7 protein-coding genes are annotated in these 8880 nt (G+C 59.8%); 6 read left to right on the top strand and 1 reads right to left on the bottom strand.

Annotated elements, in window-relative coordinates; genetic code table 11:
- Positions 1-150 precede the first annotated feature (150 nt).
- The 6 genes from malQ to bamC all read left to right on the top strand — a co-directional run bounded on the left by malQ (position 151) and on the right by bamC (position 8515).
- A complete protein-coding gene (gene malQ / locus VL003_RS05530) occupies positions 151-2274 on the top strand; it encodes a 4-alpha-glucanotransferase (protein WP_325440394.1) in 2124 nt (707 codons plus the stop codon).
- Positions 2271-4961 carry a malto-oligosyltrehalose synthase gene (gene treY, locus VL003_RS05525; protein WP_325440392.1) on the top strand — a complete coding sequence of 897 codons (2691 nt, stop codon included), beginning with the start codon at positions 2271-2273 and terminating at the stop codon, positions 4959-4961. The genes malQ and treY overlap by 4 nt, the downstream gene beginning before the upstream one ends.
- Before the next feature lie 36 nt (positions 4962-4997).
- Positions 4998-5624: an L-threonylcarbamoyladenylate synthase gene (locus tag VL003_RS05520; protein WP_325440390.1), complete on the top strand. Its 627-nt coding sequence runs from the start codon at positions 4998-5000 to the stop codon at positions 5622-5624.
- Positions 5625-5714: 90 nt separating this feature from the next.
- Complete coding sequence (locus VL003_RS05515; protein WP_325440388.1) at positions 5715-6365, top strand: site-2 protease family protein; 651 nt, start codon at positions 5715-5717, stop codon at positions 6363-6365.
- Positions 6366-6482: 117 nt separating this feature from the next.
- Complete coding sequence (dapA, locus tag VL003_RS05510; protein WP_325440386.1) at positions 6483-7385, top strand: 4-hydroxy-tetrahydrodipicolinate synthase; 903 nt, start codon at positions 6483-6485, stop codon at positions 7383-7385.
- An 11-nt stretch (positions 7386-7396) separates the two neighbouring features.
- Entirely contained in the window at positions 7397-8515 is a 1119-nt protein-coding gene (gene bamC / locus VL003_RS05505) for an NlpB/DapX family lipoprotein (RefSeq protein ID WP_325440384.1), read from the top strand.
- Between the two features lie 88 nt (positions 8516-8603).
- Here bamC and VL003_RS05500 read toward each other — a convergent pair.
- Positions 8604-8880 (bottom strand): YgaP family membrane protein (locus VL003_RS05500; protein WP_325440382.1); only part of this gene is annotated, 277 nt, incomplete at its 5' end.

The raw sequence follows: 8880 nt of genomic DNA, 5'->3' as shown, positions 1-8880 counted from the left end.
TATGCGCCGAGCTGTCACAGCTCTTGGTGCAGGACATTATTTTTCAGGGTCCAGGCCTGGAAGGCGACGACATTGACGCTCTGCGCAGCAAAGGCTGCCTTCCCGGTCATTGTGTCATTGCACTGCTAGAGACGCCTTCGGAGGGTCAGCATGAGCTCATCGCCTGATTCGCCGCTGCATCGTCTAGCTCAGGCGGTCGGTCTGGCCGCCGAATGGATAGACGTACACGGTCGCTGTCGCGCGGTGGCGGATGAAACCCTTGAGGCATTGCTCAATGCCATGGGGCTGGAGTGTGGTAACGGCGTGCGGGTAGAGTGCAGCCTGCGTCGGCTTCACGAGGAGGCCTTGCATGACGAGGGCAGAATGATCGTGGTCGAGGCGGATCAGCCCATTGTGTTCGAACACGACGGATCCACTCGTTACCGCCTGGAGTATGAGTCGGGTGCCGGAGGTCGGGAAGGGCATGCGCAGCACGCCGAGAAGGGTGGCGCTCGGCTGGAACCGGTCAGTGTCACCGGCTATCATCAACTATCAATCGGCGGGCGTCGGCTGATTCTGGCGGTGACGCCGCGTGCCTGTGTCCCGCCTTCTGGCGCACACCAAGCGGGCGCTCCGTGGGGCCTGGCGGCCCAGGTATATAGCCTGCATCGTCGGCCGGGGCGGGTCGACGATGCGATGCTTGAAAACGCCCGTGCTGCGGGCGATTACGGGGCGCTCGAGCAACTTGCCCTAAGCGCGGGACAGCAAGGGGCAAGCGCGCTGGCCATCAGCCCGGTGCATGCCCTGTTCAGTGCCGATCCTTCCCGCTACAGCCCCTATGCGCCGTCAAGCCGTCTTTTTCTGAACACCGCCTACATTGATGTGGCCGCGCTTGGAGAAGACGCCCTGTGTGCTGCGTTGGCTTCCTTGTCTTCGGCAGAACGAAACGCCGTAACAACCCCGTCAGCTCAAGGTTCCGCCTTGCTGATCGACTGGCCTGCGGTGCAGCACGCCAGAATGGCCATTGCAAGGCAGTTGTTCAGTCAATTCGAATCGAATGCGGCGCCCGGTGTGCGTCAGGCCTTCGACGCGTTTTGGCGGCGGGGCGGCGAAGCGCTGCAAAATCACTGTTTGTACGAGGCGCTGCATGCGCATTATGCGCCGACGCTGGGTGCGCAGAGCGGGTGGCAGGACTGGCCGGCCCCGATGCGCGACCCGGCGGCAGCGGCTGCGCAGGCCTTTGCCCGACAGCACGGCCATGTGTTGCGGTTTCATGCCTTCCTGCAGTGGCTTGCCGATGAAGGCATGCGCAAGGCTCAGCACGCAGCCAAGGCCGGGGGCATGGCCATTGGACTGATTACCGACCTGGCCATAGGCACGGATGCCCGTGGAAGCCAGGCCTGGAGCGCACAGCAAAGCTTTTTGCGGGGCGCCACCGTAGGGGCTGCGCCCGACCTTTACTACTCTGAAGGCCAAGACTGGGGGCTGACGGCTTTCTCGCCCAGGGCCTTGCGGGCCAGCGGGTTCGGCCCTTTTCTTGCGACATTGCGTAGCGCACTGACGCATGCGGGGGGTGTGCGCATTGACCACGTGTTGGGGCTGGCGCGAATGTGGTTGGTGCCGCAAGGCATGTCGGCCACACAAGGGGCATTTTTGCGTTATCCCCTTGCCGACCTGTTGGGTTTGTTGGCCCTGGAGTCCCAGCGACACAGGGCAGTTGTGGTCGGTGAAAACCTGGGTACGGTACCGCCGGGGTTCGATGCCCAACTGCAAGAGAAGGGGGTGCTGGGCACTAGCGTCTTGTGGTTCGAACGTGACGATACGCCCACCCGCGGCTTCAAACCCGTGCATAAATGGCCGGCGTGGTCCATGGCGACCACTACCACGCACGATCTGCCTACCGTTGCGGGGTGGTGGCAGGCAAAAGACATTGATTGGCTGCAAAGGCTGGGTCGTATCGATTCGCAGGCGGGCGAGGCGGCACGCGCCCGGCGCGAGCACGACAAACGCCTGTTGGCCCGAGCCGCATCGGCCCAGGTGTCGGTCGAGGACAAGGCACCGGTGGCCCGGATAATAGGATGGGTGGCGTCCGGCCCCGCGAGTTTGTGCGTCTTTCCGATGGAAGACATACTTGCATTGACCGAGCAGCCCAACCTGCCCGGGTCTGGCCCGGCCCTGGGGCCTTCGCATCCCAACTGGTTGCGTTTGCTGCCCATGGATGTGAACCATTTACTGTTGGGCAGCACAGCGCAAAAAGCACTCGACGAGATTCGCGCAGTCAGGGGCAGACAATGAGCCGGGCCAGAGCCACAGTGCGCTTGCAACTGCATGCTGCATTCACGTTGAACGACGCACGCGAGCAAGTGCCCTACTACCACGCGATGGGTTTCAGCCATTTTTATCTTTCGCCGATTTCGTGCGCAGTGGCGGGTTCTACGCATGGCTACGATGTCGTCGACCATAGCCGGGTCAACCCCGAGTTGGGCGGCGAATCGGCGTTGCTGGCTTTGTCTGAATCGTTGCGCGAGCGAGGCATGGGTGTCTTGCTGGACATCGTTCCCAATCATATGGCCACACATGCGACAAACAAATGGTGGTGGGACACGCTGGCGCAGGGGCAACAAAGCCCGTATGCAGGCTGGTTTGATATTGATTGGCATCCGGCCGATGTGTCCTTGCATGGCAAGGTGCTTGCTCCGTTTCTGGGCCAGAACTATGACACCAGTTTGCAGCAGGGCGTTTTACGTCTGGTTCACGACGCCAAGGCAAACAGCTATTTCATTCAAGCCGGCGAATCGCCTTTTCCGTTGGCGAAAGGCACTTTTTTTACAGAAGGGCGCAGCGCGGCGGCCGTATTGGCCGATTATGACCCGACATCCATTGAAGGGCGTCGACGTTTGCACGAGCTGCTCGAACGTCAGCACTATCGTCTGTGTGAATGGCACCGCGCGGCAGACCGCATCAATTGGCGGCGTTTTTTTGAGATCAGCGGGCTTATTGGGGTGCGCGTCGAGCAGCCCCAGGTGTTTGATGCGGTGCATCAACTGCCGCTCAGGCTCTACGAGCAAGGGGTGGTCGACGGCCTGCGTATCGATCACGTAGATGGACTGGCCCGGCCTTTGTCGTATTGCGCGAGCCTGCGGCAGGCGATGCGCGAGCGACGGCCCCTCGACACATTTGACGGTGGCGAGCCATGGCTGGTGATCGAAAAAATTCTGGCAAGCCACGAAACGCTGGATGAAAGATGGCAGGTCGATGGTACGACCGGCTACGACTTCATGGATCAGGTGGGCGGTGTACTGCACAGTCCCAGCGGCAGCCGGCATCTGGTTCAACTTTGGCGCGACCTGACCAAAAACCCAAAGAGCGCCGAAGCATTCGTACGAGAAGCCAGACTCACCCTGCTGCGCCGCCATTTCGTTGCGGAAAGAAATGCGCTGCTCAACGCGGTGTGCCAGGCTATCAAGCGCCGGGCTGGTTTCGACGATGTTGCGCAAGAAACGCTGGGCCCTGTGCTGGAAGCGTTGCTGGCCGAGTTTTCTGTCTATCGGACCTATCTGGATGAGGGCGACGCAAAGGTGTCGTGGGACGAGGTGTTTATTGCCCAGGCCGCTTCAAGTGCGCTCGCTCAATTGAACCCCGATAGCCACGAGGGCGGGTTGCTCGACTTGATTGTGACTCTATTAATGAATAGTGATCGACGCGATGAAGTGGTTCGCCGCTTCCAGCAATTGACCCCGCCCTTGGCCGCCAAATCGATCGAAGACACGGTGTTCTATCGTTACGGGCCGATGTTGTGGCGCAACGACGTGGGCTCGGACCCTACGGTGCCGGCAGTCTCACTCATTGATTTTCATACCTGCAACTTTATACGGTCCGTCCGGTTTCCCGCGGGGCTGGTGGCCACGGGTACCCATGACCACAAGCGCGGAGAAGACGCGCGCGCCCGGCTGGCAGTGCTTAGCCAGCAGCCTGCAGAATGGGCAAAGGCTTGTCAGGGGTGGAGTGCGTGGAAACCGGTCGCAGGCGAGTTCAACACGCCACAGGGGCGGGCCGAGCGCTACATGCTCTGGCAGGCACTGGTCGGCGCATGGCCGCTGAGTCTTAAGATCGACGATGTAGAAGCGCTAGCCGCCTTTGCTCGGCGAATGGTTGATTGGCAGCGCAAGGCCCTACGCGAGGCCAAGCAAAGCTCCAGCTGGTTCGACCCCAACCTGCCCTACGAGGCCGGCTGCGCTCAATATATTTATGAGCTGCTCGGCTGGAGCCCCTTGGCGGCCAATGCGCTCGCATTCGATTCGGGCGGTGAGCGCACTGAGCCGCCGCGCATGGGGCATGACCCTCGGTCTGGCTTGCTGCGCTCGTTTCATGACTTCGTGCATGGTATTGCAGCGGCCGGCGCCATAAACGGTTTGGCTCAGACGACCTTGCGCCTGACCGTTCCGGGCATACCAGACCAATACCAGGGCGCAGAATGGTGGGATCACAGTCTGGTAGACCCTGACAACAGACGTGCGGTGGATCATGCTTTGCGGGAACATGCCGCGGCATCCATGCCCCCAGACGCGAGCCTGGCCGTTCAGTTAAGAAGCTGGCAAAGCGGCAGGCTGAAACAGGCGCTGATAAAGCGTCTGCTCGCCTTGCGCAGCCGCCAATCGGCGGTTTTTGCACTGGGTGACTATGTTCCGCTAGAGGTCATCGGGCCGCGTAGCGAGCATGTCATCGCGTTCATGCGTGTCCTTGGCGAAGCGGCCGTACTGGTGGCCGTGCCGCGCTTGTGTGCGTCTGCATTGAAGTCTGATGAAAAAACCGGCTTGAAAATGGATATGACTTACTGGGATGAGACCGGTATCATGGTGCCGGAGTTGCCCGGCCATTGCATGAAAAACGTGTTCACCGGCGGCATACATAAGTTCCAGAATGGTGGCCTGATGGTTCGTGAATTATTCGCCGATTTTCCCTGCGCGGTACTGGCAACCTGAGTCCGACTTTAACCTTCCAGTGTTAGGATACGTTTCATGGCTCAATATTTCGTTGTACACCCCCAGAATCCCCAGTCGCGTCTTCTGAAACAAGCCGGCCAGCTTTTGGCCGACGGTGGCTTGGTGGCTGTTCCAACCGACTCCAGCTACGCGGTGGTGGCTCGCCTCGACGACAAAAGCGCTGCCGACGCCCTGCGCCAGTTGCGTGGGCTCGACGAACGCCATCACCTTACGCTTTTGTGCCGCGACCTGGCTGAAATCGGCCATTTCGCCCGTGTCGACAATCGGCAGTACCGTTTTTTAAAGCTTGCCACCCCCGGCCCCTGGACCTTCATTCTTGAGGCTACTCGCGAGGTGCCGCGCCGGGTGTCTCATCCGTCGCGCAAAACCATCGGCATACGGGTGCCCGACCACAAAGTCACGCTCGACCTGCTCGATGCGGCCGAATCGCCGTTAATTTCCACCACGCTTATTCCCGAAGGCGAAGACGTCCCGCTTAACGACGCCCAGCAGATACTGCAACGCTACGGCCATCAGTTGGCCGCAGTGATCGACGGTGGGGCCTGTCCGCTCACTCCCACTACGGTTATCGACCTTAGCGGTTCCGAGCCTGTGGTCACGAGGCGCGGTGGGGGCGATCCGGCGACGCTGGGGCTCGACTAACGAACTTTCCGGTCATTTCCTTCCTCTAATGAATCATCCCCTCTGCCATAGCGCCGGGCATCCGTGCCCGTCGCCTTTCATTGCGCCCCTATGGATTCACTGATACAAACCATCGCGGTCTACGCGTTGCCGGTGTTGTTCGGCATCACCCTGCACGAGGCCGCTCATGGCTATGTCGCCCGCATGTTCGGCGACCCCACCGCCTATGAGGCAGGGCGAATAAGCCTGAACCCCATCAGGCACGTCGACCCTATCGGAACCATTGCGGTGCCACTGTTTTTGTTGTTTTCCACCAAACTGTTGGGGGGTGCGGGCGTGTTGTTTGGCTGGGCCAAGCCTGTGCCCGTCGATTGGGGCCGGTTGCGCAACCCCAAGCGCGACATGCTCTGGGTAGCGCTGGCGGGGCCGGCGTCCAATCTGGTCATGGCGGTGTTGTGGACGATATCTTTACGTCTGCTTCATGGCAACGGCGTGGCTCCCGACAGCTTTTGGGCACTGATGGCGATTGCGGGCATTCAGATCAATCTGGTGCTTATGGCCCTTAATTTGTTCCCTTTGCCGCCGCTCGACGGCGGGCGCATTGTGTTTAGCCTGCTTCCGTCGAGCCTGGCCTTCAAATACGCCAAACTCGAGCCTTACGGCCTGCTGATCCTTATTGTGCTTATGCTTACCGGGGTGTTGTGGGCGCTTTTAACCCCCTTGCTCGCCTTGGGCCAGACCATTGTTAATTGGTTCTGGTAAAAAACTGCCTAAATCCCTAGTATGCCCAGACGGTTTATCCGGTAAACTTGCACGTTAGAGTTAATTCGGGCCACTTGCGCCCGGGGGCCTCCCGACGGAGCTATTTCTTTTTTTATCATGGCCAGTACAAACAGCGCGATTCCCACCTTTCAGGGCAGCATGGTTGCCCTGGTCACCCCCATGCACCCCGATGGCAGCCTCGATTTCGATGCCTATAAAAAGCTCATCGATTGGCATGCCTCAGAAGGCACCGATGCGTTGGTGGTTGTTGGCACTTCTGGCGAGTCGCCCACAGTCAGCATGGAAGAGCACGCCGAGCTTATCCGTGTGGCCGTCGAGCACTCGGCCGGGCGCCTGCCGGTCATCGCCGGCATAGGCGGTAACTCTACCGACGAAGCCATCGAGCTTTCCCAGTATGCCAAGCGTGTGGGCGCACAAGCGGGCTTGTCGGTTGTGCCGTACTACAACAAGCCCAGCCAAGAAGGCCTGTATCAACACTTCAAAACCTCGGCCGAAGCTGTCGACCTGCCCGTCATTCTTTATAATGTGCCGGGTCGCACGGTCGCCGACCTATCCAACGAAACCATACTTCGCCTGGCTCAGGTTCCCGGCATCATCGGGCTCAAGGACGCCACGGGCGATATGGCCCGCGCCGGTTGGTTGCTGCATCGCAAGCCCGAAAGCTTCCAGGTGTTCAGCGGCGACGACGCCACGGCGGCCGCCCTTATCTTGCTTGGCGGCCAAGGCAATATCTCGGTGACCGCCAATGTGGCTCCCCGGCTGATGCATGAACTTTGCATGGCTGCACTGGCCGCAGACATACAACGTGTGCGCCAGTTAAACGGCCGCCTTTCCGACCTTAACAAGGTGCTGTTTATTGAATCCAACCCGATTCCCGTCAAGTGGGCCGTTTCAGAAATGGGGCTGTCAAACTTGGGCTATCGCTTACCCTTAACTACCCTGGACGAACGTTTCCACGAAGTCGTGCGCGGCTCGTTGAAGAACGTGGGCTTGATTTGAAAATGACAAATATGCGTATAAGTAAACGCTATACCGCCCTGGCCGCCGGCCTGGGCCTGGTGGTGTTGTCGGGCTGCTCGCAATGGAACCAATTGATGGGCCGTGAAGAATCCGTCGATTATCGCAGCACCGTGCCCAGTGCCGGCAACCCGCTCAGCATTCCACCCGATCTTACTCAGGCAAGCGGCAGTGCTCATTACCGAGCCCCCGAAGGCACAGCCACATACAGCCAGTATGCAGAAAGCGCTCAGCAGCAACAGGCAGCGGGTGCTACAAGCAATGTTTTGCCTACCAGCGATCATGTTCGCGTCATGCGCGACGGTAATATCCGCTGGCTGGTCGTCGATCAGCCCGCCGAAGACGTCTACCCCAAAATTATCGACTTCTGGGGCGAGCAAGGCTTTACCATTTATTCGCAAAACGCCCGCGCCGGCCTGATCGAAACCGATTGGGCCGAAAACCGCGCCAAGGTTCCCGAAGGCTGGATCAAGAGCGCGCTGGGCGGCATTCTTGATTCGGTGTTCGACAGCGGCGAGCGCGAGCGTTTCCGTACCCGTCTCGAGCGCGTAAACGGCGCTACCGAAGTCTACATCAGCCACGACCACATGGTCGAAACCGGCACGGCCGATAATTCCGGCTTCAAATGGATCGAAGGCAAAGAAGACCCGGGCCTGAACGCAGCCATGCTGGCCCGCCTCATGGTGTTCCTGGGTACTGATATCAATCGTGCCCAAAGCCTTGTTACTCAGGCCGAGGCCAATAAGGGTGTGCAGGTTCAGCGCCCCGTCGAAGATCAGGCCTCATTGCACTTGAATGAGTCATTTGATCGCGCCTGGCGCCGGGTAGGCGTGGCCATTGATAGTGCCGGGTTCTCGGTCGACGACCGCGACCGTTCGGCGGGCGATTATTACGTGCGCTATCTTGACACCGACACCGGCCGCAAAATCGAACAGCCCAATTTCTTTGGTCGCATGTTCGGCAGTAAGGGTACGGCCGAGGCTCAGGTTTATCGCATCCACGTAGCCGAGCAGGGTGGGGCTTCGGTGGTCAGCGTGCTGGACCAAGCCGGTCAGGTTGACCAGTCCGACACGGCCAAACGTATCATCAACGTGTTGGCCGACAATATGTAGTTTGCGAAAGCAAAGCAAAAAGCCTCAAGACGCAATCGTCTTGAGGCTTTTTTTGCTTTGGTGTTTGTGTGCGACGCGACGGAAGTTCTTATGTCGCAAGCGTGCGGCGATTCCAGGGCATTTTCATCAGTACGCGGGCCAAGCCGCAAAAACCCGACACGCCCGCAAACACGAGCCCGGCGCCCACGAAGCCGGCCAACAAGTAAAACCAGGGCGACACCGTTGCGCCAAGCACGGTACCCAGCACGATCATCGAGCCGGCGGCAATCTGTACCTGACGTTGCAGTTCGAGCGGTTGGGAGGTGTCGACCACGACCGGCAGACCGGCCTTCTTCCAGGCATCGAGCCCCCCTTCAAGCACATAG

The sequence above is a fragment of the Pusillimonas sp. genome (assembly GCF_035515275.1).
Classification (GTDB): Bacteria; Pseudomonadota; Gammaproteobacteria; order Burkholderiales; family Burkholderiaceae_B; genus Pusillimonas.
The sequence above is the reverse complement of the archived record's forward strand: the minus strand, read 5'-3'. Positions and strand labels throughout refer to the sequence as shown.